General features: G+C 64.1%; 26 protein-coding genes and 2 pseudogenes. 20 read left to right on the top strand and 8 right to left on the bottom strand.

The genetic code is table 11. The features are described 5' to 3' along the window. Positions 1 to 36: 36 nt before the first annotated feature. From QM693_RS09455 to uvrA, 4 genes are all read left to right on the top strand, one after another. The gene (locus QM693_RS09455) at positions 37 to 1,185 is read left to right on the top strand and encodes a Glu/Leu/Phe/Val family dehydrogenase (RefSeq protein WP_016881098.1); all 1,149 of its coding nucleotides are present in this window, start codon (positions 37 to 39) and stop codon (positions 1,183 to 1,185) included. A 158-nt stretch (positions 1,186 to 1,343) separates the two neighbouring features. Continuing rightward, a complete protein-coding gene (locus QM693_RS09460; protein ID WP_283352130.1) occupies positions 1,344 to 2,510 on the top strand; it encodes an NAD(P)/FAD-dependent oxidoreductase in 1,167 nt (388 codons plus the stop codon). Positions 2,511 to 2,613: 103 nt separating this feature from the next. Beyond that, positions 2,614 to 4,794: a thiamine pyrophosphate-dependent enzyme gene (locus QM693_RS09465; protein ID WP_502942621.1), complete on the top strand. Its 2,181-nt coding sequence runs from the start codon at positions 2,614 to 2,616 to the stop codon at positions 4,792 to 4,794. A 129-nt stretch (positions 4,795 to 4,923) separates the two neighbouring features. Next, the gene (gene uvrA / locus QM693_RS09470; protein ID WP_283352132.1) at positions 4,924 to 7,461 is read left to right on the top strand and encodes an excinuclease ABC subunit UvrA; all 2,538 of its coding nucleotides are present in this window, start codon (positions 4,924 to 4,926) and stop codon (positions 7,459 to 7,461) included. Positions 7,462 to 7,482: 21 nt separating this feature from the next. Here the strand turns inward: uvrA and QM693_RS09475 are convergent, their stop codons facing one another. Then, the gene (locus QM693_RS09475; protein WP_283352133.1) at positions 7,483 to 7,941 is read right to left on the bottom strand and encodes a hypothetical protein; all 459 of its coding nucleotides are present in this window, start codon (positions 7,939 to 7,941) and stop codon (positions 7,483 to 7,485) included. A 79-nt stretch (positions 7,942 to 8,020) separates the two neighbouring features. Here QM693_RS09475 and QM693_RS09480 point away from each other — a divergent pair, with 79 nt between their 5' ends. The 4 genes and pseudogenes from QM693_RS09480 to QM693_RS09495 all read left to right on the top strand — a co-directional run bounded on the left by QM693_RS09480 (position 8,021) and on the right by QM693_RS09495 (position 9,190). Continuing rightward, on the top strand, positions 8,021 to 8,143 hold the full coding sequence (locus QM693_RS09480) for a hypothetical protein (RefSeq protein ID WP_280784295.1): 123 nt from the start codon (positions 8,021 to 8,023) through the stop codon (positions 8,141 to 8,143). Further along, positions 8,119 to 8,364: pseudogene (locus QM693_RS37830) on the top strand (class I SAM-dependent methyltransferase); the annotation flags it as partial. The gene QM693_RS09480 and the pseudogene QM693_RS37830, both read left to right, overlap by 25 nt. Positions 8,365 to 8,699: 335 nt before the next feature. After that, on the top strand, positions 8,700 to 9,026 hold the full coding sequence (locus QM693_RS09490; protein ID WP_005253133.1) for an ANTAR domain-containing protein: 327 nt from the start codon (positions 8,700 to 8,702) through the stop codon (positions 9,024 to 9,026). Beyond that, positions 9,026 to 9,190 carry a hypothetical protein gene (locus QM693_RS09495; RefSeq protein ID WP_167344056.1) on the top strand — a complete coding sequence of 55 codons (165 nt, stop codon included), beginning with the start codon at positions 9,026 to 9,028 and terminating at the stop codon, positions 9,188 to 9,190. Before QM693_RS09490 ends, QM693_RS09495 begins: the two co-directional genes overlap by 1 nt. 75 nt (positions 9,191 to 9,265) lie before the next feature. Here the strand turns inward: QM693_RS09495 and QM693_RS09500 are convergent, their stop codons facing one another. Further along, on the bottom strand, positions 9,266 to 10,948 hold the full coding sequence (locus QM693_RS09500; protein ID WP_283352135.1) for a nitrite/sulfite reductase: 1,683 nt from the start codon (positions 10,946 to 10,948) through the stop codon (positions 9,266 to 9,268). 106 nt (positions 10,949 to 11,054) lie between these two features. Here QM693_RS09500 and QM693_RS09505 point away from each other — a divergent pair, with 106 nt between their 5' ends. The 4 genes from QM693_RS09505 (at position 11,055) to QM693_RS09520 (ending at position 13,615) form a co-directional block, all read left to right on the top strand. Next, positions 11,055 to 11,882 carry a sulfurtransferase gene (locus QM693_RS09505; protein WP_283352136.1) on the top strand — a complete coding sequence of 276 codons (828 nt, stop codon included), beginning with the start codon at positions 11,055 to 11,057 and terminating at the stop codon, positions 11,880 to 11,882. A gap of 8 nt (positions 11,883 to 11,890) precedes the next feature. Continuing rightward, positions 11,891 to 12,583, top strand: a complete 693-nt coding sequence (hemQ, locus tag QM693_RS09510; protein WP_411194609.1) for a hydrogen peroxide-dependent heme synthase — start codon at positions 11,891 to 11,893, stop codon at positions 12,581 to 12,583. Positions 12,584 to 12,656: 73 nt separating this feature from the next. Next, the gene (locus QM693_RS09515) at positions 12,657 to 13,133 is read left to right on the top strand and encodes a MarR family winged helix-turn-helix transcriptional regulator (protein WP_009472891.1); all 477 of its coding nucleotides are present in this window, start codon (positions 12,657 to 12,659) and stop codon (positions 13,131 to 13,133) included. Positions 13,134 to 13,183: 50 nt separating this feature from the next. After that, positions 13,184 to 13,615, top strand: coding sequence for a DUF5313 family protein (locus QM693_RS09520; RefSeq protein WP_280784292.1), 432 nt, complete (start codon positions 13,184 to 13,186; stop codon positions 13,613 to 13,615). A 30-nt stretch (positions 13,616 to 13,645) separates the two neighbouring features. On the opposite strand, the gene QM693_RS09525 is transcribed toward QM693_RS09520, so the two are convergent. After that, positions 13,646 to 14,659 (bottom strand): alcohol dehydrogenase catalytic domain-containing protein, encoded by a 1,014-nt coding sequence (locus tag QM693_RS09525; protein ID WP_283352137.1) that lies wholly within the window; start codon positions 14,657 to 14,659, stop codon positions 13,646 to 13,648. A 143-nt stretch (positions 14,660 to 14,802) separates the two neighbouring features. Continuing rightward, on the bottom strand, positions 14,803 to 16,089 hold the full coding sequence (locus tag QM693_RS09530) for an MFS transporter (protein WP_283352138.1): 1,287 nt from the start codon (positions 16,087 to 16,089) through the stop codon (positions 14,803 to 14,805). Positions 16,090 to 16,193: 104 nt separating this feature from the next. On the opposite strand from QM693_RS09530, the gene QM693_RS09535 reads away from it, so the two are divergent. Next, on the top strand, positions 16,194 to 16,577 hold the full coding sequence (locus QM693_RS09535) for an ArsR/SmtB family transcription factor (RefSeq protein ID WP_283334005.1): 384 nt from the start codon (positions 16,194 to 16,196) through the stop codon (positions 16,575 to 16,577). Position 16,578: 1 nt separating this feature from the next. On the opposite strand, the gene QM693_RS09540 is transcribed toward QM693_RS09535, so the two are convergent. Then, entirely contained in the window at positions 16,579 to 17,601 is a 1,023-nt protein-coding gene (locus QM693_RS09540; RefSeq protein WP_283334221.1) for a 3-isopropylmalate dehydrogenase, read from the bottom strand. A gap of 416 nt (positions 17,602 to 18,017) precedes the next feature. Between QM693_RS09540 and QM693_RS09545 the strand changes: the two genes are divergently transcribed. From QM693_RS09545 to QM693_RS09565, 5 genes are all read left to right on the top strand, one after another. Next, on the top strand, positions 18,018 to 18,425 hold the full coding sequence (locus tag QM693_RS09545; protein ID WP_280784288.1) for a hypothetical protein: 408 nt from the start codon (positions 18,018 to 18,020) through the stop codon (positions 18,423 to 18,425). Continuing rightward, on the top strand, positions 18,422 to 19,306 hold the full coding sequence (locus tag QM693_RS09550) for an alpha/beta fold hydrolase (RefSeq protein ID WP_283352139.1): 885 nt from the start codon (positions 18,422 to 18,424) through the stop codon (positions 19,304 to 19,306). The genes QM693_RS09545 and QM693_RS09550 overlap by 4 nt, the downstream gene beginning before the upstream one ends. A 192-nt stretch (positions 19,307 to 19,498) precedes the next feature. Beyond that, positions 19,499 to 19,948, top strand: coding sequence for a PaaI family thioesterase (locus QM693_RS09555; RefSeq protein WP_283352140.1), 450 nt, complete (start codon positions 19,499 to 19,501; stop codon positions 19,946 to 19,948). A 108-nt stretch (positions 19,949 to 20,056) separates the two neighbouring features. Then, on the top strand, positions 20,057 to 20,794 hold the full coding sequence (locus tag QM693_RS09560; protein WP_005253146.1) for an IclR family transcriptional regulator: 738 nt from the start codon (positions 20,057 to 20,059) through the stop codon (positions 20,792 to 20,794). Positions 20,795 to 21,063: 269 nt separating this feature from the next. Then, positions 21,064 to 21,426 carry a hypothetical protein gene (locus QM693_RS09565; protein WP_283352141.1) on the top strand — a complete coding sequence of 121 codons (363 nt, stop codon included), beginning with the start codon at positions 21,064 to 21,066 and terminating at the stop codon, positions 21,424 to 21,426. Here QM693_RS09565 and QM693_RS09570 read toward each other — a convergent pair. From QM693_RS09570 to QM693_RS09580, 3 genes and pseudogenes are all read right to left on the bottom strand, one after another. Then, a complete protein-coding gene (locus tag QM693_RS09570; protein ID WP_283352142.1) occupies positions 21,334 to 22,323 on the bottom strand; it encodes an LLM class F420-dependent oxidoreductase in 990 nt (329 codons plus the stop codon). The two genes, QM693_RS09565 and QM693_RS09570, sit on opposite strands and share 93 nt — an antisense overlap. A 387-nt stretch (positions 22,324 to 22,710) precedes the next feature. Further along, positions 22,711 to 24,087, bottom strand: a complete 1,377-nt coding sequence (locus QM693_RS09575) for a class-II fumarase/aspartase family protein (RefSeq protein ID WP_283352143.1) — start codon at positions 24,085 to 24,087, stop codon at positions 22,711 to 22,713. Positions 24,088 to 24,351: 264 nt separating this feature from the next. Further along, a pseudogene (locus QM693_RS09580) lies at positions 24,352 to 24,746 on the bottom strand (DDE-type integrase/transposase/recombinase); the annotation flags it as partial. Positions 24,747 to 24,791: 45 nt separating this feature from the next. Between QM693_RS09580 and QM693_RS09585 the strand changes: the two are divergent. After that, positions 24,792 to 25,121: a carboxymuconolactone decarboxylase family protein gene (locus QM693_RS09585; protein WP_283352144.1), complete on the top strand. Its 330-nt coding sequence runs from the start codon at positions 24,792 to 24,794 to the stop codon at positions 25,119 to 25,121. A gap of 71 nt (positions 25,122 to 25,192) precedes the next feature. After that, positions 25,193 to 25,984, top strand: coding sequence for an enoyl-CoA hydratase (locus QM693_RS09590; protein ID WP_283352145.1), 792 nt, complete (start codon positions 25,193 to 25,195; stop codon positions 25,982 to 25,984). Positions 25,985 to 26,392 lie beyond the last annotated feature (408 nt).

Genomic DNA, 26,392 nt, shown 5'->3' on the forward strand with positions numbered 1-26,392 from the left:
CATCCCCCCTATCGAATCGCACGAGGAGCAACGACGATGTTCGAATTGATCGACGAATGGGGCCCGGAGAAGGTCGTGTGTGTCTCCGATGCACGCACCGGCATGCGCGGCGTTCTGGTCATCGACAACACCGCCCGCGGAATGGGCAAGGGCGGCACCCGCATGTCCACCACGGTCAGTGTCGGCGAGGTCGCCAGGCTTGCCCGCAACATGACCTGGAAGTGGGCGGGGGTCGACCTGTTCTACGGCGGGGCCAAGGCCGGCATCTGGGCCGACCCGACTGCCTCCTCCAAGGAGGCGGTCCTGCGTGCCTTCGTCCGGGCACTGCGCAACGAGGTCCCCGAGGAGTACGTCTTCGGGCTCGACGTGGGATTGACCGAGAAGGACGCCGCGATCATGCTCGACGAGGTCGGCGGACGCGGCGGCGCGGTGGGCACCCCCCACGCGCTCGGCGGGCTCCCGTACGACCAGCTCGGGGTCACCGGCCACGGTGTCGCGGAGTCGGCCGACGCCGCCGCGCAGGCCCTCGGCCTGTCCACCGGTTCGCTGAGCGTGTCCATCCAGGGCTTCGGAGCGGTCGGAGCTGCGAGCGCGAAGCGCCTCGCGGAACTCGGGGCCACCATCGTCGCTGTGTCCACCTCGCAGGGCGGCATCCACAACCCGGACGGGCTCGACGTCGCCACCTTGCTCGATCTGCGCGATCAGTACGGTGACGGACTCGTCGACCAGTACTCCGACGCCAAGCCTCTCGCTGCCGGGGAAGAACTCTCGGTGACCGCGGACATCCTGATCCCGGCGGCGTTGCAGGACGTCATCGACGCCGATCTCGCCCGCACGTTGCCGGCCAAGATCGTCGTCGAAGGCGCAAACCTGCCGAGCAGCCCCGAAGCACAGTCGGTGCTGTTCGACCGCGGCGTGACCGTGGTTCCGGATTTCATCGCCAACGCCGGCGGTGTGGTCGCCGCAGCCGTGGCGATGGATGCCCGCTACTCCGGAATCCGCCCCGAACCGGCAGCCGTGTTCGACAACATCTCGAACAAGCTGCGCGCCAGCACCATCGACACCCTCGATGCGTCGAAGGCTCAGGGTCGAACCACCCACGAGGTGGCCCGCACCACCGCCCAGGAGCGCGTGCGCGAAGCCATGGTGCTCCGCGGGCGTTCCCCGCAGAACGCCGCGTTCTAAAAGGTTCGGAACCCCCCACGCGCAACTGTGTGACCCCACTCCGGTCAGTGGGCGCGCGCCATTCCTCCAGGCAAAGTCATCGACCCGGTCGTTCGTCAGGTGTCCCGGAAACCGGTCGGGCATCACATCACTACTCTCGAAGGAAAGAAGAGGACGACATGAGCAAGGAACTTCCCGAACAGGCATCCGTCGTCGTGATCGGCGGCGGCGTCATCGGCGCCAGCATTGCGTTCCACCTCGCCGAATCCGGGGTCTCCGATGTCGTCCTCCTGGAAAAGGACGAGTTGGCCTGCGGCTCGACCTGCAAGGCCGCCGGCGGTGTTCGCGCCTCCTTCAGCAACGAGGCCAACATCGCGATCGGTTTGCGCGGACTCGACGTGTATTCGCGGTTCGCGCAGGAGTACCACCAGGAGATCGACTTCAGCCGCGACGGCTACCTCTACCTCCTCTCGGACCAGACGAACGTCGACATCTTCACCGAGAGCGTCGCGCTGCAGAACCGCCACGGCGTTCCGAGCCGCATGGTCACCCCCGAAGAAGCACAGAAGATTTCGCCGCTCATCAGCACAGACGGACTCCTCGCCGCCTCCTGGTCGCCCCAGGACGGCAAGGCCACGCCCGAATCGGTCGTGATGGGATACGCCGCCGCTGCCCGTCGACACGGCGCCCGCGTCGTCCGCCACTGCGCGGTCACCGACATCGAGAGCACCGGCGGCACCATTACCGCAGTCGTGACCGAACACGGACGCATCAAGACCGACACCGTGGTCTGCGCCGCCGGAGCCTGGTCGGCCGGCATCGGCAACATGCTCGGGGTGAACATCCCCGTCGTTCCCGTCCGCCGACAGATCGCCTTCACCGAGCCGCTGTCCGAGTTGCCCGAATCCTCGCCGTCGCTGACCATCGACTTCCCGTCGAACTTCTACTTCCACCCGGAAGGCAAAGGCCTGCTTCTGGGCTGGTCCGACCCGAACGAGCGCGAGGGATTCAACCTCAAGTTCGAACTCGAGGACTGGCTGATGGGACTGGGCGCCATCGCCGAGACCCGGGTGCCGGCCGTACTGGACTACGGCATCAGCACCGGTTGGGCCGGCCTCTACGAGGTCACCCCCGACCGCAACCAGATCATCGACCGCTCCACCGAGGTCGAAGGCCTGCTCATCGCCACCGGATACTCCGGCCACGGCTTCCTGATGGGCCCGGCGACCGGCGAGATCGTGCGCGACCTCTACCACGGCAAAGAGCCCGGATACGACATCAGCTCGTTCGCCCTGGACCGTTTCGCGCAGGCCGGTATCGGCACAGGCGAAACAAACATCGTCTGACCCCACCCGTTGCACCGCCCAGCAGAAGACGATCACCTGCCCCTCAGGAGCCGGATTCATGGCCGAACAGATCGATGATCACTTCACCACCACCGTCGCCGCGATGGCCGATACGACACGTCCGGGAGCGAGCGATCACGACCGGCCCGTCGAGACAGCGTCGAGCCTGTCCGTGCAGCAAACCCTGGACCTGTTCGATTCTCAATTAGGCAGTCGGCACCTGGATCTGGTTGCCCGACGGCTTCGCGCGAAGGGCAAGGGCTTCTACACGATCGGATCGTCCGGGCACGAAGGGAACGCCGTCGTCGCGGGAGCCCTCCGGCCGACCGATCCGGCGCTGCTGCACTACCGTTCCGGAGCCTTCTTCCTCGAACGTGCCCGGCAGGTCCGGGGCAGCAACCCGCTGCGCGATGTTCTTCTCGGCGTCGTCGCAGCCACCGAGGAACCGATGTCCGGCGGCCGGCACAAGGTGTTCGGCCGCCACGACCTCAATATCATTCCCCAGACCTCGACGATCGCCTCTCACCTGCCCCGGGCGGTCGGCGTCGCCTTCTCCATCGCCCGCGCCACCAAACTGAACGTGCTCTCCGCGTGGCCCGAGGACGCGGTCGCGGTCTGCAGTTTCGGCGACGCCTCGGCGAATCATTCGACCGCGGTCGGCGCGATCAACACCGCCATCCACTCGGCCTTCCAGGGCCTTCCGCTTCCGCTGTTGGTCGTCTGCGAAGACAACGGCATCGGCATCAGCACCAAGACGCCGAAGGGGTGGATCGCCGCGAACTTCGGCAATCGTGAAGGTCTCGAGTACTTCACGGTCGACGGATCCGACCTCCCGATGGCCTACGCCACCGCGAAGCATGCCGCCGACTGGGTTCGCAGGCACCGCAAGCCGGCGTTCCTGCACCTGCGCACCGTCCGGTTGATGGGTCACGCCGGCTCCGACTTCGAAGCCGCCTATCGCACCACCAGCGAGATCACCGCCGACTTCGACCGGGATCCGGTGCTGTGCACGGCGAAACTCCTCATCGAGCGCGGACACCTGAGCCCCACCGACATCCTCGACCTCTACGAGAACAAGCGCGCCGAAGTCGACGCGCTCGCACAGGAAGTCGGCGAGCTGCCGCAACTCGACAGTCCCGCGGCGGTGATGAAGCCACTCACCGACAGTGCAGTCGAGGCCGCCGCGGCCGCGCCGGAACGCGTCGACCCGGACCGTCGCGCGCAGTTCGTCGGATCCCCGCTTCCCGAGGAGGAAGGTCCGCTCACTGTCGCTCTCGCGATCAACCGTGCCCTGCTCGACGTGCTGGCCCGGTACCCCGAGGCGCTGGTGTTCGGTGAGGACGTCGCCCGCAAGGGCGGGGTCTACGGGGTGACCCGCGGTCTGATGAAGAAGGCCGGGTCCGCGCGGGTGTTCGACACGCTCCTCGACGAGCAGGCGATCCTGGGACTCGCGCTGGGAGCGGGGGTGTCCGGACTGCTGCCGTTCCCGGAGATCCAGTACCTGGCCTACCTGCACAATGCCGCCGACCAGATCCGCGGGGAGGGCGCGACGTTGCAGTTCTTCTCCGACCGCCAATACCGCAACCCGATGGTGGTGCGGGTTGCCGGGTACGGGTATCAGAAGGGGTTCGGCGGGCATTTCCACAACGACAACGCCGTCGCCGCACTGCGTGACATCCCCGGTATCGTGGTGGCCTCCCCGGCGCGCCCCGACGACGCCGCGGCCATGATGCACACGTGCGCCGCGGCCGCGCGCACCGCGGGCGCTTTGTGTGTGTATCTGGAACCCATTGCGCTGTATCACACCCGGGATCTGTACGAGAACGGTGACGAGCGGTGGCTGGCACCGTATCCGGATCCGGCGAAGCGGACCGAGAACCATGTGCCGATCGGCTCGGCCCGCACGTACGGTGACGGTACCGACCTGACGATCGTCACGCTCGGCAACGGGGTGCACATGAGCCTGCGCGTCGCGCGCCGTCTCGAACGGGCGCACATCGCCGCGCGCGTGGTGGACATGCGGTGGCTCGCACCGCTGCCTGTCTCGGACATTCTCCGGGAGGCGAACGCCACCGGACGGGTGCTCGTCGTCGACGAAACCCGATCCTCCGGGGGCGTCGCGGAGGGCGTCGTCACCGCCCTGATCGACGAAGGTTTCACCGGCCGTCTCGCGCGGGTAGCCAGTGAGGACAGTTTCATCCCGCTCGGCGATGCCGCCCTCGAGGTCCTGCTCTCCGAAGACACCATCGAGGCCGCGGCGATCAAGTTGGTACAGGTGAGCTGATGGCATTGGTCGGGCCGGAATACTGGGGCGGACTCTCCCCGAAAGAGCGTCGCCAGTACACATGGTTCCACCCCTCGAGTAAGACTGGGACGTAACCTGTCCGAGCACGAACCGACACCTGGAGCAGTTGTGCCCACCTTCGATCCCGGACCGCACGCTGAACCGTTACGTGCCCAGGAATTCAACGGAATCGCAGTGTTCGACGCCAGCGAACACAACCTCGCCCACGTCGATGTGTTCATTCCCCGGGACTGCATCGTCGCGTTCACCGGGGTCTCGGGATCGGGGAAGTCGTCGTTGGCCTTCGGCACCGTTTACGCTGAAGCACAACGGCGGTTCCTCGAGTCCGTCACCCCGTACGCACGCCGGCTGATGGATCAGATCGGAGCGCCCAGGGTTGGGGACATCACCGGGCTTCCACCGGCGGTCGCCTTGCAGCAGGCCCGCGGTCACACCTCCGCCCGATCGTCGGTCGGCACCCTCACCCACATCTCGAACGTGCTGCGGATGCTGTTCTCCCGAGTCGGCACCTACCCGCCGGACGCCCCCGTTCTCGACTCGAACGCGTTCTCGCCCAACACACCCGAAGGCGGATGCCCAGCCTGCCACGGCCTCGGCCGTACCCACGACGTCGATATCGATGCCCTGGTGCCGGACCCGAGCCGAAGTATCCGCGGCGGTGCCGTCGCCGCCTGGCCCGGCGCCTGGCTGGGCAAGAACTACCGCGACATCCTCGACACACTCGGTATCGACGTGGACCGCCCCTGGTCCGAGCTTCCGGAAGACGAGCGCGAGTGGATCCTCACCACCGAGGAACAACCCACGGTCACGGTGTCACCCGTGCGCGACCCGGGCAAGATGGTGCGCGACTACCAGGGGACGTTCTCGAGCGCCCGCACCTACGTTCTTCACACCTTCGCGACGACGAAGAGCGCAACCCAGCGGGCGAAGGTCGCCCGATATCTGGTGTCCCGGCCCTGCAGTGCGTGTAACGGCAAACGGCTGCGCCCCGAGGCGCTGGCCGTACGGTTTGCCGGCCTCGACATCGCCGACGCCACGGAACTGTCACTGGCCGATCTGGCCTCGGTCCTCGACGCCGTCGTCGCATCCCGCGGTTCCGACGCAAGCGACGCAACCGAACGCGCGTCCGCGGCGCTGGTAGACAACCTTCGCGGACGCCTCGCGGGTCTGATCGAACTCGGGCTGGGCTACCTGAGCCTTGCCCGCTCGACCACCACGCTCTCGCCGGGAGAACTTCAGCGCCTGCGGCTGGCCACCCAGCTGCAATCGGGCCTGTTCGGAGTGCTGTACGTCCTCGACGAACCGTCCGCAGGCCTGCATCCCGCCGACACCGAGGCGCTGGTCACCGCCGTGCGCCGGCTACGAGCGGCAGGTAACTCCGTCTTCGTCATCGAACACAACCTCGACGTCGTCCGCGCGGCGGATTGGATCGTCGACGTCGGTCCCGGAGCCGGGGAGCACGGCGGGCGGGTGCTGTACAGCGGCAAGGTGGACGGTCTCGCTCACGTTCCCGAATCCATAACTCGCCGATACCTTTTCGGAACACCTGAGAGTTACCCCGAGCCCGGTCTGCCGAGCAGGTGGATCGAAGTCGCCGGCATCACGATGCACAACCTGCGGGATCTGACGGTGCGAATCCCGCTCGGGGTGCTCACCGCGGTCACAGGCGTGTCCGGATCGGGCAAATCCACACTGGTGAGCCGGGTTCTCACCGACGTCGTCGCCCAACACCTCGGCGTCGACAGCGAACCCGTCACCGACACCGGGGGAGACGACGCAGACGACTCCACAGTCGTACTGGCCGAAGAGCGTGAGAACGACACCGAGCCGACGATCGTGGCCGCCCACGGGCTGGGACACATCAACCGGCTGGTGCGTGTGGACCAGACCCCCATCGGGCGGACTCCACGTTCAAATCTTGCCACCTACACCGGACTCTTCGATGTGATCCGGAAACTCTTCGCCGCACACCCCGTTGCCCGTGAACGCGGATACAGCCCGGGCCGATTCTCATTCAATGTCAGTGGCGGCCGTTGCGAGGAATGCGAGGGCGCCGGTTCGATCACCATCGGCATGCTGTTTCTACCCGAGGCCTCCGCGCCGTGCCCGGCGTGCGCGGGCGCACGGTACAACGCGGAGACCCTCGAGGTCCTCGTCGACGGCCGGACGATCGCCGACGTTCTCGCGATGACGGTCGACGACGCGCGCGCGTTCCTGAGTCACGTTCCGGCAGCAGCGAAAAGCCTTGACATGCTGGTCGAAGTCGGTCTCGGATACCTGCGACTCGGCCAATCGGCCACCACCCTGTCCGGTGGGGAGGCGCAACGGGTCAAGCTCGCCAGCGAACTGCAACGCATCCGATCCGGGCACACGCTCTACGTACTGGACGAACCGACCACCGGATTGCACCCCGCCGACGTCGACCGCCTCATGACGGTGTTGCGACGTCTCGTCGCGGCGGGAAACACCGTCGTACTCGTCGAACACGACATGCCGGTCATTGCCTCGGCGGACTGGATGATCGACCTCGGGCCCGGCGGCGGAGACAACGGCGGCCGGATCATCGCCTCGGGGCCACCGATGGTCGTTGCCGAGACGGCCGACTCCGCCACCGCCGCCTACCTCTCCCGGCACCTCGCCGTGTGACGTTGCGTGTGCGGTACCGGTTCAGTGCGCGTGAATTCCGTAGACGGTGACGACGAAGCTGTGGCCCTTGGCGGTGCAGGTGACGTCGCCCATGAACCCTGCGAGACAGGTGGTTCCCCCGTGGGTGATCGTCTTCTGATACATGCTCTGGCTGGTGGCGACCTCGGAGATGTCGGGGTTGCCGCCGGGCAGGGTGAACGGGGTGCCGGGAGGGTAAGTGGGGTGCGCCGGAAGCCAGGGAAGGTCGACGACGACGTGTTGGACGGGTCCCAGCCACGGCAGTCCGAACTCGCCGAGGATCGGGAAGTCCATCGGCAATGGTTGCGGCAGATCGCATCCCACCGAGTCGTCGGGTGCGATCGAGCAGTTGAAGTTCCCCACCCGGAAGTAGACGGGGGTGGGGGAGTCCGCCTCCGCGGGTGTGGCGAACGCGAGGAACGCGGCTGCTGTGGCCGTGAACAGGCCGATGGCTCGCGTCACTGAAGGTTTCATACGAGGTATATAGGCTGGGAGCGGCGGGCGTTAGCTGGATGTGGCATCGGCGGGCGAAGAGCTGACCGTGAGCACTGCCGTGCGAGTTGCCCTGTGGCGGGCGATGCACGTACAGGTCGACGCTGCACCGCACGTTCTCGTCGACGAGAACGGCCAACCGGCCGCGAAGCCTGGAAGCGGAACCGGCTGATCGAGCTGGGCTTCGGTGTTCCCGACTGGCTGCGGCTGGTGCCAGTGGACTTCGAGGCGAGCGAGTCCTGGTCGGAGCAGCTGGTTGCGGCGGGCTTCGATTCTCGCCTGCCTGCGGTCGTCGTCTCCACCGGCGTGACGATGTACCTCACGAAAGACTCCACCGCGGCCACCCTGCGCCAGCTCGCCGGTCTCGCTGCGGGCTCGACGCTGGCGATGGACGTTCCTTCTATCGACCGAACTTCTCGACGACGCCGATCGCTCCGGGCGTCCGAGAGCGGTGCACGAGCGGCCGGAACACCGTTCATCAGTTTCTACACCCCGCCGGAAATGCTGACCCTGACCCTGGCCCGCCAGGCAGGCTTCGGTGGCCACTACCTGAGCGCTGTGTCATGTGACGGCACAGCTGGACATTTGTCTAGATGACAGGCGCGGCGCCGTCGGCTAGAACTGGTGAGGCATCGACAGTGACGTGACTCACATTTTGCGTCCGGACGGGATCGTCGGCACACCGGCGGGTCGGCAGCCGATGCACGAGAGCGAAGGAGCATCGCGGAATGATCGAGGACAGCACCGAACTACTGACTCCGACTCCCGGCCCGACACGCCTGATCCCTCGTAGGCGTCCCGACGGACGTGAACTGCTCGGCACGGCGAAGGGAATCCTGATCGCCGGTCGCGGCTGCAGTGACGCCCAGGCGTTCGACGAACTCCTCGACGTTGCCCGGCGTCATCATCTGACCGTCCTCGGCGCTGCCCGGAGCCTGGTCGACCTGGCTGCCGGCCCCTCGCCCCGACGGCGCTCGCCCGAAGCCGCCCGATTCGAAGAGTGGGAGCAGCTGGTCAATCAGCTTCCGCCCCGCCGACACGCACAGGCGAGCTGATGCGACAGGAGTCGAGCCACCCGCGTGAAAGTACAGGGCCGCTCCCGGCCGACGCGATCGTGTGGCCGGAACCGAGCCCGCTCGATTCGTGGTGGAAGCACGTGGTCAACGACCACGCGGCCGCAGTTCCCGAGCGCGAGCCCGTCACCGACGCCGGCAAGTAGCAGACCGCGACAGGCGGGTTCTCCAGGAAGTCTCGCTTCAGCCTCGACTGCGCGGTGCCCGGCAGTGCGAGCCGATCATGCGAGATCGGCTTCGGTGGCGCGTTGGACCCAGGTCGCGAACTTCTCGGAGCCTTCGCGTCCGGCCACGTACCGGCGGACGATCCGCTCGACGTAGTCGGGCACCTCGGTGGCGGGGAGCTTGTGGCCGCGCAATTTGCGCCCGAAGCTCGTGTCCAGCCCGAGGCCGCCGCCGAGATGGACCTGGAAGCCCTCGACCTGGTTGGAATCGGCATCGGTCACGATCATGCCCTTGAGGCCGATGTCGGCGACCTGAATGCGGGCGCACGAGTTGGGGCACCCATTGAGGTGAACTGTGATCGGGTGCTCGAGCTGATCCTGGACGTCGGCAAGTCGCTTCTCGACGTCTGTGATGAGTGCGGCGGCTCGCGCCTTGGTCTCGACGATCCCGAACTTGCAGAATTCGATGCCGGTGCAGGCCATGGTGCTCCGTCGCCAGGGCGACGGACGAGCGGGGAAACCCAGTTTTTCGAGATCGGCTTGGAGGGAGTCGATACTGTCGTCCTCGACGTCGAGGATCACCAGTTTCTGCATCGGGGTGATGCGTACTCGTCGGGATCCGGATGCTGCCGCTGCTCGTGCCAAGTCGGTCAGCACGGTGCCGCCGACCCTGCCGACGACGGGTGCGATCCCGAGGGCGTTGAGCCCGTTCTTCTGGCGCTGGATGCCGACGTGATCGCGTGGTTCGTCGAGCGGTTCGGGTGCTGGTCCATCGAGCATCGCGCGTCCGAGGTATTCCGTTTCGAGCACGTCGCGGAACTTTTCGACACCCCAGTCCGAGACGAGGAACTTCAGGCGTGCCTTCGCCCGCAGTCGCCGATACCCGTAGTCGCGGAAGAGGGAGACGATTCCGATCCACACGTCGGGCACGTCTTCCAGTGGTACCCACGCTCCGAGGCGCTCGCCGATCCGCGGATTCGTCGACAGGCCGCCGCCGACCCAGACATCGAGTCCCGGGCCATGGTCCGGGTGGTCGACACCGATGAACGCCACATCGTTGATCTCGTGGACCACGTCTTGGAGACCGGAGATGGCGGTTTTGAATTTGCGCGGCAGGTTGGAGTAGTCGGGGTTTGCGATCAATCGGCGGGTGATCTCGTGCAGAGCGGGTGTGGCGTCGAGAACCTCGTCGACGGCGATGCCGGCCATCGGCGAGCCGAGGACCACGCGCGGGGTGTCGCCTGCGGATTCGGCGGTCGTGAGGCCTACCCCCTCGAGCCTCCGCCAGATTTCGGGTAGGTCCTCGACCCTGATCCAGTGCAGCTGAATGTTCTGGCGGTCGGTGAGATCCGCGGTGTCGCGGGCGAACAGTTGGGAGACTTCACCGACGACGCGCAGCTGTTCGGTGGTCAGTGCCCCTCCGTCGATGCGGATGCGCAGCATGAAGTGCTCGTCCTCGAGCTCTTCCGGCGGCAACGTGGCGGTTCGGCCGCCCTCGATGCCGGGTGCGCGCTGGGTGTAGAGCCCCCACCAGCGGAAGCGGCTTCGCCGATCGGTCGGGTCGATGCCGGCGACACCGGTACGGCAGTACACCTCCTCGATTCTCTTGCGCACGTTGAGGCCGTCGTCATCCTGTTTGACCTGCTCGTTCACGTTAAGCGGCTCACGGTCTCCCTGAGCCCATTGCCCCTCCGTGCGCGGGGCCTTTGCCTGCGCAGGGCGGGTCTTCGGTGTTGTCATCGGTGCTCCTGTCGAAACTGCGTGCGCAAAACTGTAGCGTAGACGAATAGATCGTGCATTAATTATATGTGCACACCCCGGTTGCCGACGAAGTGAAGGATGAACCATGAGTAGAAGCAATTTTCTGGTCGACGCCGAATGGGTCGCCGAACACGGACGCGACCCCGACGTCGTCCTCGTCGAGGTGGACGAGGACACCACGCAGTACGAGACGAATCACATCGACGGTGCCGTCCGCATCGACTGGAAGCGCGATCTTCAAGATCCGGTGCGCCGCGACGTCATCGACCGGCGATCGTTCGAGAAACTCCTGTCCGAGCGAGGAATCGCCAACGGCGACACGGTGATCCTGTACGGCGGGAACAACAACTGGTTCGCCGCCTACGCGTACTGGTACTTCAAGCTCTACGGCCACCGCGACGTCCGGCTGCTCGACGGCGGACGCAAGAAGTGGGAGCTCGACGGCCGGCCCTTGTCGAGCGAGGCGGTCACCCGGCCGGCCACCGACTACGTGGCGTCCGAGCCCGTGTCGGGAATCCGCGCGCACCGCGACGAGGTGATCGAGCAGATCGGGAGAAAGAACATTGTCGACGTCCGGTCTCCCGACGAATTCTCCGGGAGGATCCTCGCCCCGGCGCACGTCCCGCAGGAACAACCCCAGGTTCCGGGGCACGTCCCGACTGCTGTCAACGTGCCGTGGTCCAAGGCTTCCGCTGACGACGGCACCTTCCTCGGTGAGGACGCGCTCCGCGCCCTGTACGGCGACGCCGGCCTCGACGAGACGAAGGACATCATCGCCTATTGCCGGATCGGCGAAAGATCGGCGCACAGTTGGTTCGTTCTCCACGAATTGCTCGGCTACCCCGACGTCCGGAACTACGACGGCTCCTGGGTGGAGTACGGCTCGTTGGTCGGCGTCCCGGTCGAGAGGTAGCCCGCGCCTTGACCAGGTCTCGCTTCACCGAACTCAATCAGCGCGTGCGGTTCATGATGTTCACCGTGTTCCAGGTGGTCCCCGGCGCGCTGCCGGATGTCCGCGACGAGGTCGTGGACGATGCGCGCACATACCTCGAGCGAGTCGCCGAGTCCGGTGTCGCAATCCGCGGAATGTACGACGTCGCAGGACTACGTGGAGACGCCGACTTCATGATGTGGACGCATGCCGACACCGTCGAGGAATTGCAGGCCGCCTACTCCGGTTTCCGGCGCTGCAGACTCGGTCGAGCGTGCACGACGGTGTGGAGTGCGGTCGCGCTCCACCGGCCGGCCGAATTCAACCGCAGCCACATCGCGGCATATGTGGCCGACGAGAAGCCGGGACAGTTCGTGTGCGTGTACCCGTTCAACCGATCGCTCGAGTGGTATCTGCTGCCGGACGCCGAACGGCGACGGCAGCTCGCCGAACACGGCCGAGCGGCTCGCGCCTACCCGGACGTGCGGGCCAACACCGTGAGTTCCTTCGGGTTGAGCGACTACGAGTGGATCCTCGCCTTCGAGGCTCCGGACCCGAGCCGGATAGTTGACATGATGCGAGACCTTCGCGCTACTGACGCGCGCAGGCACGTTCGGCTGGAGACGCCGTTCTTCTCCGGCCCGCGAACCGGCCTCGATGCCCTCGTTGCGCGATTCCCGTGACGATCGCCGGCAACCTCCAGAATGATTCGTGCAATATTAGTTATTGCACGAATCATTCTGGTAGCCTAGTGGCATGACCGCAGACATCCAGCAGGGGAAGGCCGGCGACGATCTACTCGCTCTCGACCGGCAGGTGTGTTTCGCGCTCGCGATCGCGAACCGGGCGGTACTCGCCGTCTACCGCCCCTTGCTCGAACCGATGGGGCTGACGCATCCGCAGTACCTGGTCATGCTCGCCCTCTGGGGAAAGGCCCCGATGGCGGTCAAGGAGATCGGGACCGCACTGCAACTCGATTCACCCACCCTCTCGCCGCTCCTCAAGCGTCTCGAAGCGTCCGGACTGATCACGCGCACCCGCAGCCGGGCCGACGAGAGGCAACTGGATGTCGAACTGACCGAAGCCGGTGCTGCGCTACGTGCGGAGGCCGAGAAAATTCCGCCCGCCGTTATCGAAAAGCTCGGTGTCAGCCTGGCCGAACTCGAAGAACTTCACGACGTTCTCACCCGCGTCAATCAGGCTGCGCTCAGAGCGGGCGCGCTCGATCACTGAGGACAATCATGTCGAATTCGACTTCAGCACAACATGAACAGGTAATTGTCATGTCCCGAAACACGCAACGAACCCGGCCCGGCCCCCTACAGTGGCTGGGCTACGCGGTAGGCCGTAAACTACCCGACTCCATGCAGGACTGGGTCCGCAACGACCTGGTCGGTGACTGGGCGGTTCCCCGGCACCTCGTTCGCAGCATGGTCCCGTTCGTTCCGGTCTTCGCCGCGTTCTTCCTGTTCCCGGGGCCGCTCGGACTGCGAGCCTCCATGGTCTTGCTCGGAGTGCTGCTCGCCGTGTTCTATGCGGTGTCGTACATGGCACAGAACCGATCTCGACGCCTGGAGAGGCACGGACTGCCGCCCGACCTGGAGAACCCGAGGAAGGCGTCCCGTCACGACGCCGAAAAGGCCGCGTACGAGAAGCTCCACGGACCTCCCGGCACCTGGGGCATCGAACGGCGCAGCGGCAACGAACTCCGCTGAAGACAGTCGATCAACCGTTGCCGAGAACGGTCACATCGTGAGGACCATCCGATAGCGTGCGCGTCCTTCCTCCATCGCGGCGTAGGCCTCCGCCGCTTGGGCCAGGGGCCGTTCCTCGATTCGGGCGCGCACGCCTGACAGGACCGCGAAGTGCATCGTCTCTTCGACGTCGCGGGCGGTGCCGGACGGGTGGCCGGTGACATCGACGCCGGGAGTGATCAGCTGTAGGGGGCTGATCGGCAGTGGGTCGGGCGTGACACCGACGACCGTGAGTTCACCGAACGGAAGCAGCCCACCGACCACATCACCCATCGCTTTCGAATTCGCCGCGGTCCCCAGAATCACGGATACGCCACCGAGAGCCTGCAACGCTTCGCTGACGTCACCGGCGGTGGAATCGATGTAGTGGTGGGCGCCGAGCTGGCGGGCGTCGTCGCCTTTGTCTGCGCCGCGGGCGATGGCGACCGTCTCGAAACCCATCGCCCGGGCGAACTGCACACCGAGGTGGCCGAGTCCGCCGATGCCGAGGATGGCGACGCGGTCGCCCGGGACGGCCCTGGTTTTGCGCAGCGCGTCGTACGTGGTGACTCCGGCGCAACTCATGGGTGCTGCTTCGGCGAAGGACAATTCGTTCGGAATCCGGGCCAGTGCGTTTGCTGGAACGGTCACCGACTCGGCGTATCCGCCAGGGTACTGCCAGCTCGGCACCTGCAACTTCTCGCAATGAATGAAGGAGCCCTGACGACAGGGGATGCACCGGTTGCAGTGCCCACCGAACCAACCCACAGCGACGCGGTCGCCGACGGTGTAGTGGTCGACGCCGTCGCCGAGTTCGGCGATGGTTCCGGCAATCTCGTGTCCAGGTGTCAGGGGCCAAGACATGTCCGGGAACGCGCCGTTGACGAAGGCGTGGTCGGTGCCGCACACTCCGCACGCCGACACCGCGATGCGTACGTGGTCGCGCGGGGGCGACCCTGTTTCGACGTCGACGAGTGTCAGCGGTTCGCCGGGGGCCTGGACGTGAACTGCCTGATGGGTGGGCATCTGTATTCTCCCTGTCTGTCGTCCTGGGCGATCGAGAACCAAGTTTCAGTGAAGCCCCTCGGCGGAGCTCCTGACAAGGGTTGACGGGGTCCAACCCATCGACGTGGAGACAAATGGTGCCCGGCGACACGACCCTCCGTGTGTCATGGCCGCGCCGCTTCCAGCAGTGCTTCCTCGGCGGTGGCATCCGTCTCCCCGCGGATCACGTGCTCGTCCGGGGCGCCGGGGCTCAGGTGTTCGGCTGTGCTGATTCGCACGGTGATCAGGGCTGCGAGGGAGAATGCCATGACGGCTGCCGCGAACGTGATGATGGCTGCGCTGAAGGGGAGGAATTGGATCAGGTAGCCCGTTCCCACGGGTAGTAGAGCCGCAGGAATGTAGCCGGCAATGTTCAAGGTCGCGTTTGCTTCGGCGCGATGGTTCGAGGCGATGCGGGTGCCGATCAGCGTCAATGCCGCAAGCTGGCCGAGGCCCTGTGCGGCGCCGGCAAGAAGTGCCGCGATGACGAACAACGCCGGTGTAGGGGAGATGGTGACGCTCGCTGTCAGCGTCGCCATCGAGACGAACGCGGCAGCGGAACTCAGGGCGAGATGGGTTCTGGTACGGAGATGTGTCAGGGCGAACTGAATTCCGGTTGCTACCAGAAACATGCCGCATGCCGCCGCGCCCGCGAGTAGCGGGCTGGGGGCGTCGATGCCGGTGACAAGGACTGTCGGCCCGAGGGAGAGGAAGAACGAGGTCGAGGTGATGCCCGGAGCGAATGCTGCTGCTCCCCAAGCGAGTTCACGGCGATTCGGGCGAGGAACGGAAGGCCATGACCAGAGAGGTCCGACAGGACCGTCCTCTGCGAATTCGCGGTGGAGTGGCAACCGTATCGCGACGACCAGCGTCAGCGTCGTTATCGCGAGCACGATTCCGAATATCCAGGACTGTGGTGTGTCGATGAGCTGGGAGAGCGCCCCGGACAGGAGGGGGCCGAGTCCGGCACCGAATACCATTGCAGCGGAGGCGATCATAGATCCGGTCCGGCGCCGGTGATCGGGGGCGAGATCGATCGTCGCCGACATGCCCGCGGTGACGGCCGCGCCGACCGCGGCGCCGGCCAGCACCCTGGCCGCCAGCAACCACAGTACGTCCGTGGCCGACAGGAAGAGCCCCGCCGCGGTGACCGCGGCGATCAGGCCTGGGACGAGCACGATCTTCCGCCCGTATCGATCGGCGAGTTTCCCGGCGACGAGCAGGGTCCCGATCAGCCCGACCATGTACGCCCCGAACACGATCGTCAAGGTTCCGGAACTGAATCCCCATTCCGCTTGCCAGCGCGTGTACAGCGGTGTGGGTGCGTTGGACAGCACGAATACGGCTGTCACCGTGCTTGCGGCGGCCAGGGACCACCTCAGTTCCTTCGGGCCGGCCGAACTCTTTGCCATCGCTGTCTCCTCTTCCGCACCCGGTTCGATACCGGTCGTACTAGTACGAGAAATGTCGTACAGAGATGGTACGACAAAATTCGTACTAGCGCTATGCTGGATCTATGACCGACCTTGCGCAGACCTATCGCACGAGCGACAGCGAAGAGCCTTCTCTGCCGACGCCGCTACCCGAACCGGCGGCATCGGAGATCCGTCTGGAGCGGGTCATGGGCGTCCTCGCCGACCCGCTGAGACTCACGATCGTCAATCGGCTGTTGACCAGCTCCGAGGAATACGACCACACGTGCGGATGGTTCGGATTCGACCGGCCGAAGTCGAGCCTCACCCACCACTTCAAAGCGCTCAGGGAGGCAGGTGTCATCCGACAGCGGCAGCACGGGCTCGAGCGACGAAGCCGAGTCCGCATCGAAGACCTCGATGAGCGTTTTCCCGGCCTCGTGGAACTCATTGCGGACTGGCAGCCGGCCGATGGCGAAGCAGTGTGAGTCATTCGGAGCGCACTCGGCTCCTGATCTGCTCACCGATTTCCTCGGTGGAGCAGGATTCCTGTCCGCGGGATGCGACGTGGTCCTGAACTGCCTGGTCGATGGCGTTCGCTTCACGTGACAGCCCGAGGTGATGCAACATCAACGCGACCGAGAGGATCGCGGCTGTGGGATCGGCGACTCCTCGACCTGCGATATCCGGGGCGCTCCCGTGTACCGGTTCGAACATGCCGGGGTTCCTCCGTGAGCCGTCGATGTTTGCGCTTGCCGCCAGCCCGACACCCCCGCCCAGGGCGGACGTGAGATCGGTGATGAGGTCGCCGAAGAGGTTGTCGGTGGCGATGACGTCGAATCGGGCAGGGTTAGTGACGAGATGCAGCATGGCCGCATCGACGAGCATGTGATCGACCTCGACGTCCGGATACAGCGCTGCCAGGTCGTCGGCAGCGCGGGTCCACAAGGAGCCTGCGAAGGCGAGAACGTTCGGTTTGTGCACGATCGTCAACCTCTGCCGCCTGACCGTGGCGCGCTCGAACGCCTCCCGGAGAAGTCGATCGACGCCGAAGCGTGTGTTGACACTGACTTCCGTAGCGACTTCATGGGGCGTTCCGACGCGGAGTGCGCCCCCGTTGCCGGTGTACGGGCCTTCGGTTCCCTCCCGGACTACCAACAGGTCGACATTCACATCTCCGGCAAGCACTCGAGGCGCGCCGGGCATCGTCTTCGTCGGGCGTAGGTTGATGTGATGATCTAGCGCGAAGCGCATTTCGAGAAGGATGCCACGTTCCAGTGTGCCGGCGGCGACGGTGGGGTCGCCGATCGCACCGAGCAGGATCGCATCGTGATGCCGGATCTCGTCGAGTGTTTCCGGGGCGAGCAGGCGACCTGTTGCCCGGTAGTTTCGGGCGCCCAGGTCGAAGTAGCTGGTGTCGATGGTGGGGGCAACCTCGTGCAAGGTCCTGACCGCCTGGGCGATGACTTCGGGCCCGATTCCGTCCCCGGGAATGACTGCAATTTTCATCAGATCTCCGAACTGTGAACGTGGGACTGGGTCCGCGCGTGACGAGTCGCCCAGCCCGAGTGCAGGGGTGCATCGGGCGGAAGGGGCGTCGGTCCACAGAAGCTATCGCGCTCAGCCAAATGCTGGAATAGCGGTGCCACATAGTGAGATTCACGTCAACCGACGAAGCCTGTGGAGCATGCGCGTCTCCGAGCGATGCAGTTCGGCGCTGGGCGGGGTGTGTCGGGCTCGGACATCGGAGGTCCACGTCAGCGTATTGACAAATTGTGAGCCAGTACACATACTCGAAAGTGACACGGCGTACCGCTGAACGGCACAGTCCTGCTAGGGGGCGGCCCGCGGTTGTCATGTCTCGCGAACCCCACGCCGCCCGCGTGTGATCGCAGGTCGAATAGCGACTTACTGGAAAGGGAAAGGCCATGCCATTTGTGGACACGGAGAGGTTCACAGAGGCGCTCAACTTGGATCCCGAATTCAAGATTGCGGCGCGCTTCTGGAACGCCATCGTCCGGTTGGAGATCGGCGATGAAACCTACGTGCTGGTGATTCGTGACGGTCGACTCGACTCCATGGCACCGCCCGAGGGCAACAACCTCATGACGGTTGCGCGGAACTACGACATCGAGATCTCGGCGTCGATCGAGGAATGGAGCAAGTTCTTCCAGCGGGTGCCTCGCCCGTTCTATCAGGACCTCTTCTCGGCGGTCACCCGGCACAACTTCCGCTATGGGGGAGACATGAAGATGTTCTTCGCCTACTACGCCGCGCTCCGGCGACTGTTCGATTTCATGCGTTCGTACACCAACGTTGCCGAGGAGGCGAAATGACCACGACGAAGTTCGACAAGGCGGTCGGGCGGTACGTCCATCTCACGATCGACGACGTCGAGTACCGGGTCTACTACGAGGAGAGCGGGTCCGGGATCCCGCTGCTTCTCCAGCACACCGCCGGCTGTGACGGCCGCCAGTATCGTCATCTCCTCGAGGACGAGGAGATCACCTCGCACTTCCGTGTGATCACGTGGGATCTGCCGTATCACGGGCGGTCGCTTCCACCGCTCTCGGTGCGATGGTGGGAGCAGGAGTACAACCTGACCCAGGACTTCTTCATGAAGTTCGTCGTTGCCCTGGCCGAGGCCCTCGGCTGCGAGGACGCGGTGTACATGGGTAGTTCGATGGGCGGCAACCTCGCCCCCGATCTGGCCCTGCACTACCCCGGCGTGTTCCGTGCCGTGATCGCGCTTGAGGCGGCGCTGCATTCGCCCGGCTTCTACCTCGACTACTGGTTCCACCCCGAGATCAGCAACGACTCCAAGCCGGCGGCGATGTACGCGCTCACCTCGCCGACGGCGCCCGAGGTCGGCCGCAGGGAAACGACCTGGGTCTACAGCCAGGGGTCCCCGCCGGTCTTCAAGGGTGATCTCCACTACTACAGCGTCGAGCACGATCTTCGGGAAACGGCACAGAACATCGATACGTCGAAGACCGCCGTGTACATCCTCAACGGCGAATACGACTTCGCGACGGGACCGGAGGAGGCCGAGGAACTCGGCGCGCGGATCGAGGGTGCGAAGGTCGTTCCGATGGCGGGACTCGGACACTTCCCGATGAGCGAGGACGCAGCCCAGTTCTTCCGGTGCATCAAGCCGGTGCTGTGGGAAATCCGTGACTCGGCCGTGCCGTCGAAGGTGCTCTCGGCTACCCAGTGACCCACTGACCGGTTGCGCGGCCGGCAGTGCTCGTGGTGGTCACGAGGCACGAGGCCGGCGCAACCTCGCGGGCCGCCGACGAGCGAGTCTCCAACCTCGCCGTCGGCGGCTCCGCGCCACCCATCATGTCGCGACCCGACTCGATGGGTACGAAAGATCGAAGCCAGGATGGAAGTAGAAGTTGAGGTGGGCGTGAGCGAAGTCGAATGGGACGAGGTGCACGACGGTGGGTTCATCGGGCTGATCGGTCCACTGCTGCTGCGGCGTCGCGGAGAAGGCGGTGCACGGGAATACGGACTGCGGTGTGAGCCCAAACATCGAAATCTTCGGGGAGTCGTGCAAGGGGGCCTGATCATGGCCTTCGCCGACCGAGCTCTCGGTTCGACCGCCCTGGCGGAATCCGGCACGCAGAACATGGCGACCGTGCAGCTGAATGTCAGTTTCCTCGGTATCGTCCGGGTCGGTGACCTCTTGACGAGCTCACCCCGTATCGTGCGGCGCACGGCATCGATCGTCTTCGCGGACTCCGACCTGCGGGTGAACGACTCGGTGGTGGCAACGGCGACGGGCGTCTTCAAGATCCTCGCGGACAGTTCGACGCCTGTCGGCGTCGGCGCGGCCGCCGAGAGTCGCCTTCGGTGAGTCCGTAGCGGATATCAAGACTGGACATTTCGAGATACTGTGCCGATAATCGGCACAGTACGAAATGTTGCACCGCGCGGAGCGGCGGTCGAGGGAGAGGAACAGTAGGTGCAGGGCATCGAACGAGGTTTGCGCGTACTCGAAGCTGTGGCGGAGAGCCAGCCGGTCGGAGTAGGCGAACTGTCACGCACCCTTCAGTTGCCGAAATCGACCGTGCAGCGGACTCTTCAGGCACTCGCATCCGCCGGCTGGATCCGCAGCGATGAGAGCGAGTACACGCGATGGAAGCTCACGTCACGGGCACTCGCCGTGGGCCGGCGCGGCTGGGACAAGGGAGACTTGCGAACGGTCGCGCTCGAACCGATGCGTGAGCTGCGGGATCTGACGAACGAGACCATCACACTCCAGGTCCGTGACGGTGCGGAACGGGTGGTTCAGATCGAACGCATGGATTCCCATCAGGCGGTTCGCACCTTCATCAAGGTCGGCAGCACATGGCAGCTACCTCACACGTCGGGGGGAATGGCGATCATGGCGCGCCTGCCGGACGACGAGGTCGACAGAATTCTTTCCAATCCCATCCAGCAACTCACTCCGCAGACCGACACCGATCCCGAATCGATCCGGAAGAAGATCGAGGAGATTCGCCGCGTCGGGTATGCGGTGAACGTCAATCAGAACCGGATGGGAGTATGTGCCGTCGGGGCAGCTGTGCTGGGGGAGGGGGGATGCCCGGTAGGTGGCATCGGTATCTCGATGCCGGAGACCCGTTTCGACGAGCATCGTGTGCCCTGGTGGGGAAAGCAGGTCTCCGACACTGCAGCGAACGTGAGTTCACTGCTCTGATCCGTCGAGCACTCTGTCACCGGATTCCACAGCTTGCTTGCGTTTGTGGCTCTGCACGGCGACCACAACGACTGACTGATGCCCGGTCGCCGATCGAGCCAGCCGCGAAAGCTACCCGTCGAAGCCGGTCGGTAGTGAAATCGGAGCGGGGGTTCGTCGTCCCCAGGACGTCTTCCGGATCGGACAGCTGCATCGTTACTACACTCGGTGGAAGCGACGCCTGGGCACGGGGCGCGGGGGCGCGGTGACAATCGATAAGGAACAGTCCCGTGGCTGCAACAAGCACGCGCCTTGTCGTCTGTCCCGGCGCGATCGCCGGATTCTCCGCTCTCGCCCTGATCGCGAACCCGGCAATCGGTTCGGCCACTGTTACGTGCTCGTCGACGGTGACCAACAGCGCAACCACCATCAGGGTTGCGCTCCATGATATCGCGGTCACCGAGGCGCTCAATCACGGTGAGGCGCAGACCTTCCCCTTCGATGCGCCGGTGTACGACAAGACCACCTCGATCGACGAGATCGAGTACGCCGATATCTCCCTATCGTGGGTCCGAAGAACCCGATATCTTATCGGCTACCGTATGTTTCAGCGTTTTGTTGACACGGTGGAAGATCTCGAGTGCCGTGTCTAGCATTCTTCTGCTATCGGTGAACCAAGGATCTTGAAGGTTCAGATCGATGATCAGCTCGTCGACGCCCACTTCCGACGCGGCGACGACGTCCTCGCCAATCTGGTCGATCGTGCCGACGAAAGGTGTGCGTTCGGCCCCCGCAAGCTCGGAGGTGAGAGTTATATTTGCACAGACGATGTGCTCGAGGTGCTCGGCGGAGCGACCTAGTTCGACGGCTCGCTCGCGGATCTTGTTCCAGGTGGATTCGATCTCCTGGAATCCTTTTGAGCCGAAGGGAATGGACAGCCATCCATCGGCTCGAGAAGCGATTCGTTCGATGGTCCGGGGGTTACCTCCGCCGCCGATGAGAACAGGCACTCGTGACGCCGGCTTCGGGCCGACGATAGCGTTGTTGACGATCGTGCGTCGTCCTTGGTAGCTCACTGGATCCGGTCCCCATGCTGCCGCGAGGACGTCGAGCGTCTCGTCGAGGTAGCGTCCTCGAAGATTAGGATCCGCTCCTGCGGCGCGCATTTCGTCTTTCGACCATCCGGCGCCGAAGCCCGCGACGAATCGGCCTTCACTGATCTGATCGATTGTTGCTATTGTTTTCGCCAGTTGGAAAGGAATATGTTGCGCGGCGATGAGCACGCTCGTCCCAAGACGCACGTGACTGGTTACCATCGCGGCAGCGGCAAGTACGCTGAGTGGATCTGCGGTTTGCCGATAATAGGATGGCCAATCGCCGCCGGGCGGATCAGAGTATGGATAGGGTTCCTCGGGCGTTAGTGGATAGAGGCTTCGCTCATAGACCCAGAGGCTGTCAAATCCGTTATTTTCCGCAGTCTGAGCCACCTCGGTGACGTCTAGACGAAGGTTCACCTTGTCGCGTTGTGGTATCCGAAGTCCAAGTTTCAATTCTTGTTCCTTACGATTCGTCAGCCCAGCGCTTGCGTTCGGCCTTGTTTCGACGGCATCTTGTGTGGTGTGCGCGACAAGGTAGTCACGACCGCCGGTGGGTTCTCTGCGCTCGTGCCCGCGTGAACCGAATAGGGCACGAGTGTGCGTTCGAAATCAACTTCTCTGGAACGCCGTACAAGTTGAGTGGATCGTTCCCGTCGCTGGCCTTGCTCGCCGTACGATTGAACAGGTGTCGGATCCGTACGGTGATCGTTTCTCGGGCGTAGCGTTTCAGTGTTTCGAACTCCTCAACCTCCCCTCCACCTGCTGCCTGTCAGGGCACGCTTTGCCAGAACTTGATGTTGTCGCAGGCGGCAGAGCTGAGCCAACGAACTAGATGCCGGGCTATGGGCTGATCGAGGGTCGGTCCTCCGCATCAGCGGTGAGCGCGCGACTGATGCGGTCTGCCACCTCGGGCGCGAAACCTAGGTATTGTGTTGGATCAAGAGCTTTCATTATCTGGTCTTGCGACAGGTGGGAGGCTACTCGTTCATCCGCCGTCGCAACCTCGGAGAAGTTCAGGTTTCGAAGGTCGGCGGATCGAGTCAACTCAACGAGAAGGTGATGGGCATGATCACGTCCAATGGATGAGTCAAGAATCATCATCAGAGATTCGGCGTTGACCTGGCCCCCGGTGATTCCGACATTTCTTCGCATACGCTCGACATTTACTTGCAAACCTTCCAGCAGATGGTTCAGATCGGCTGCCATCGCGCCAGATCCAACCATCAACTCAGGGACAGTCAGCCACTCGACAGCCCATGCCCCCATGTCGCGTTCGTGCTGGTGAGCGCCATTTCGGAGTAGCCCAGCGGATAGGCTTTGCGCAATTCGTGCTTTGGCTACGATGCCTTCGGAAAGGTGCGGATTTCGCTTTTGCGGCATCGTCGATGATCCGATGTGACCAGGCTGGAGAGGCTCGACCAGTTCCCCAAATTCTGTGGATTGCAGGCGAATCACCTCTGCCGCGATCCTCTCGGATACACCAGCGAGGAGGGCCATCAAGGAACCTAGCTCGGCTATGCGGTCTCGAGTCGCGTGCCAGGGCGCCACCGGTTCCGTAAGGCCGAGCCGCGATGCCACACCCGCTTTTACTTCGAAGGCACGGTCACCGTACCCTGCCATGCTTCCGGCGGCACCGAAGATCTGAACTGTGAGAATTCGATCGCGCGATTCTGCTATGCGTGTTTGTAACCGCTGCAGCTCATCTACCCAGGTAGCGGCCTTCAGACCGAATGAGATCGGAACGGCGTGTTGTCCATGCGTTCGACCAACTTGAGTAGTGTTGCGATGCTTCAGAGCGAGCGACGCGGCTGCCTTCGTGGCTGCAGCTACATCGCGCTCAATACCCTGCAGTGATTGACGCAGTTGAAGGGCTTGACCGGAATCCATAATGTCTTGAGAAGTTGCACCATAGTGCACGAACTGTCCAAACTCTGTGCCAACCAACTTCTCCAGCGCATTAACCATCGGAACGATTGGATGCTGTGTTGCGCTGACGTGTTGGCGCAGCTTATCGATATCGAAAAGATCGCTCTGGCAGTGCGCTGAAATACGCTGCGCAGCTTCGGCCGGGATGATTCCGAGTTCAGCCTGAGTTTGTGCTAGAGCGCGCTCTACATCCAGCCACCCCTGCAGTCGTTGCGGTCCGTCGAAGATCGCACGTTGTTCGGCGTTGCCGAAAAAGTCACGTAGCAGGTCATCGTCAAGTCCCACGCCCATGGTTCCGCCTTCTTTGTCGGTTTGTGCGCAGGAGATCCGCGCCGCAGCTCAGTTTGTTGGCATGCCGTTCCGCTAGGCGGCACGCCGCGTGTTGATAGTCCAACACCGAGTCTGCGTTGTCAATTCCCGTTTTCAGTAAGTCGGAGATAGCGTCGCTGGTCGGGCCATGATGGCCGATCTGATGTTGTCCACGGTTGACCATTCTGGCTGCTGCTCCCACGGTGCCCCAGGTCTATGCCGAGCATTGAACCAGCGAACTCACTCGGCCGTCTCCCGCTCCGTCTCGGCCCGTCCGGTCCATACCCATTCCCAGCGGAGGGGCTCGGTCGTGTAGAGCCCTATGGCCGATTCCATAATGGCACTATCGAGGGTGTCGGCGACGCCGCTGATCGAGCCCGTGATCCCGGATTCGGCCAACGCCTCGGTGAGCGCGAGCGACGTGTACTGACTGCCCGTGTCCGCGTGATGCGCCAAACCTGTTAAAGTGAAACGGAAATCAGTCCTCCGTCGCGTGAACAGCGCTTGTTCGAGGACGCCGCTGAGCAACGGCGTGGCCTCATAGTCATCACCCGCCAACCTAGAATTCGGCGGGAGAAGACATCGACGCAGAACGCGGAATAGGCGAAGCCGGCCATCGACACGTAGGTGTCGTTGGCGACCGTTGTCTCGAAACGCTATTCGAGCCATTATCCGAAGGAAACTTGATGACTGTGATGACGCACAACCATCGCACGGCGCCGCTCGGTGACCGAGCCAGCTCGATGGGTCAGGCGCTGGCCGCCTTCAACGCCTCGGTCTTCACCGGACCCGGTGAGATCCCCCGAAAGTACCGAGAACTCATGGCCGTGGCGGTTGCACTGACCACGCAGTGCGAAGGATGCATCAAGGTGCACACCAATGATGCCGTCGCCTGCGGTGCAAGCGATGAAGAGTTGGCGGAGGTGACCTATATCGCTGCCAGCCTCAGAGCCGGAGGTGCTGTCGTGTACGGCCTCAAGTCCCTCGCGTCCGCCGAGCGTATCCGCAACAGCTAACTACCCCTAGGCCGAGTGCCATCAGCGCCCAGCGGCTGCATCGTCCTGCTGCTGGTTTAGAAAGGGAGACGATGACCGACTCGAGAATTGGCTCGGCGTCATTCGGCATCAGCGCCGACGGGCCCATTGGGTGGATCACTCTGATGGATCCTGATCGACGTAATCCACTGTCGGTGAACATGATGCGAGGGATTCGGGACGCTCTCGGCGCGTTGGGAGGCGATAGCTCGATCCGAGTGATCGTGCTCCAGGCGAGTGGGGCGGCATTTTCTGCCGGCCACGACCTCAATGAACTCGTTGGGTGCTCTCTCGATGACGGACGCGCGGTCTTCGCTGCTTGCATCGAGATGATGCAGGCGATACATCGTGTTCCTCTACCGGTCATCGCCTCGGTGCAGGGTGTGGCACTCGCCGCGGGTTGTCAACTCGTCGCTGCCTGTGACCTGGCGGTGGCCTCGTCTACGGCTCGATTCGGCACTCCGGGGGTGAAGATCGGCTTGTTCTGCTCGACACCGATGGTCGCCCTTTCCCGTGCGATCGGCAGAAAGCGGGTCCTACGGATGCTCCTCACCGGTGAGATGATCGATGCGGTCACGGCGGAGACCTGGGGGCTGATCAACCTTGTCGCCGAACCCCAAACCCTGACCGAGGTAACGCGATCGTTGGCGGAAACGGTTGCGGGGGCGAGCGCACTGACCCTGGCTACCGGGAAAGAAGCCTTCTACCGGCAAATCGAATTGTCCGAGGACGAAGCGTACCGACAGATGCAAGAGACGATGGCAGTGAATGCCACCACTTACGACGCGCAGGAGGGGATTGCCGCCTTTCTCGCCAAACGTCCCCCTGTCTGGCAACACCGCTGACTGCCCCGTCTCGGCACGACCCTTCACCAGCCGGGCGAAGTGTGGTTCGCCTGCGGGTAGGTTCGTCATTCGGAAGATGCTGGCATCCGTCCGTCCGATTTGGTGGCGACAAGCGGGCGGCAATGCGGAGTGGATCGAGTGGGCAACCCAGGACAACACCCGGTCCTGCCATACCTGCGGAAATCACGGTCGGCTCGCGGGGTGTGCCCTACGATTCCGGACGGGACGGCCGTGGCGAGGTTCCCGAGTGCGCTCCTATTGCGCACAGCGCCGACGACCCGGCGACCGACTTGCTGCAGCGGTGAGGATTCTTCATGATTCGTGATGCGGTCGACATGATCGGGGATCGTTTCGGCGTCACCCGGTTTACGATCGACAACCACTCAACGAGTTGTCCGACAAGTCGCC

This window comes from Rhodococcus sp. IEGM 1305 (genome assembly GCF_030058635.1).
Classification (GTDB): Bacteria; Actinomycetota; Actinomycetes; order Mycobacteriales; family Mycobacteriaceae; genus Rhodococcus_F; species Rhodococcus_F opacus_D.

Excerpts from the sequence above, each read along its gene's own strand:
- QM693_RS09455 (WP_016881098.1), top strand. The coding sequence starts at position 37 with ATGTTCGAATTGATCGACGAATGGGGCCCGGAGAAGGTCGTGTGTGTC.
- QM693_RS09460 (WP_283352130.1), top strand. The coding sequence starts at position 1,344 with ATGAGCAAGGAACTTCCCGAACAGGCATCCGTCGTCGTGATCGGCGGC.
- QM693_RS09465 (WP_502942621.1), top strand. The coding sequence starts at position 2,614 with ATGGCCGATACGACACGTCCGGGAGCGAGCGATCACGACCGGCCCGTC.
- QM693_RS09490 (WP_005253133.1), top strand. The coding sequence starts at position 8,700 with ATGATCGAGGACAGCACCGAACTACTGACTCCGACTCCCGGCCCGACA.
- QM693_RS09495 (WP_167344056.1), top strand. The coding sequence starts at position 9,026 with ATGCGACAGGAGTCGAGCCACCCGCGTGAAAGTACAGGGCCGCTCCCG.
- QM693_RS09500 (WP_283352135.1), bottom strand. The coding sequence starts at position 10,948 with ATGACAACACCGAAGACCCGCCCTGCGCAGGCAAAGGCCCCGCGCACG.
- QM693_RS09505 (WP_283352136.1), top strand. The coding sequence starts at position 11,055 with ATGAGTAGAAGCAATTTTCTGGTCGACGCCGAATGGGTCGCCGAACAC.
- QM693_RS09515 (WP_009472891.1), top strand. The coding sequence starts at position 12,657 with ATGACCGCAGACATCCAGCAGGGGAAGGCCGGCGACGATCTACTCGCT.
- QM693_RS09520 (WP_280784292.1), top strand. The coding sequence starts at position 13,184 with ATGTCCCGAAACACGCAACGAACCCGGCCCGGCCCCCTACAGTGGCTG.
- QM693_RS09525 (WP_283352137.1), bottom strand. The coding sequence starts at position 14,659 with ATGCCCACCCATCAGGCAGTTCACGTCCAGGCCCCCGGCGAACCGCTG.
- QM693_RS09530 (WP_283352138.1), bottom strand. The coding sequence starts at position 16,089 with ATGGCAAAGAGTTCGGCCGGCCCGAAGGAACTGAGGTGGTCCCTGGCC.
- QM693_RS09535 (WP_283334005.1), top strand. The coding sequence starts at position 16,194 with ATGACCGACCTTGCGCAGACCTATCGCACGAGCGACAGCGAAGAGCCT.
- QM693_RS09545 (WP_280784288.1), top strand. The coding sequence starts at position 18,018 with ATGCCATTTGTGGACACGGAGAGGTTCACAGAGGCGCTCAACTTGGAT.
- QM693_RS09550 (WP_283352139.1), top strand. The coding sequence starts at position 18,422 with ATGACCACGACGAAGTTCGACAAGGCGGTCGGGCGGTACGTCCATCTC.
- QM693_RS09575 (WP_283352143.1), bottom strand. The coding sequence starts at position 24,087 with ATGGGCGTGGGACTTGACGATGACCTGCTACGTGACTTTTTCGGCAAC.
- QM693_RS09585 (WP_283352144.1), top strand. The coding sequence starts at position 24,792 with ATGACTGTGATGACGCACAACCATCGCACGGCGCCGCTCGGTGACCGA.
- QM693_RS09590 (WP_283352145.1), top strand. The coding sequence starts at position 25,193 with ATGACCGACTCGAGAATTGGCTCGGCGTCATTCGGCATCAGCGCCGAC.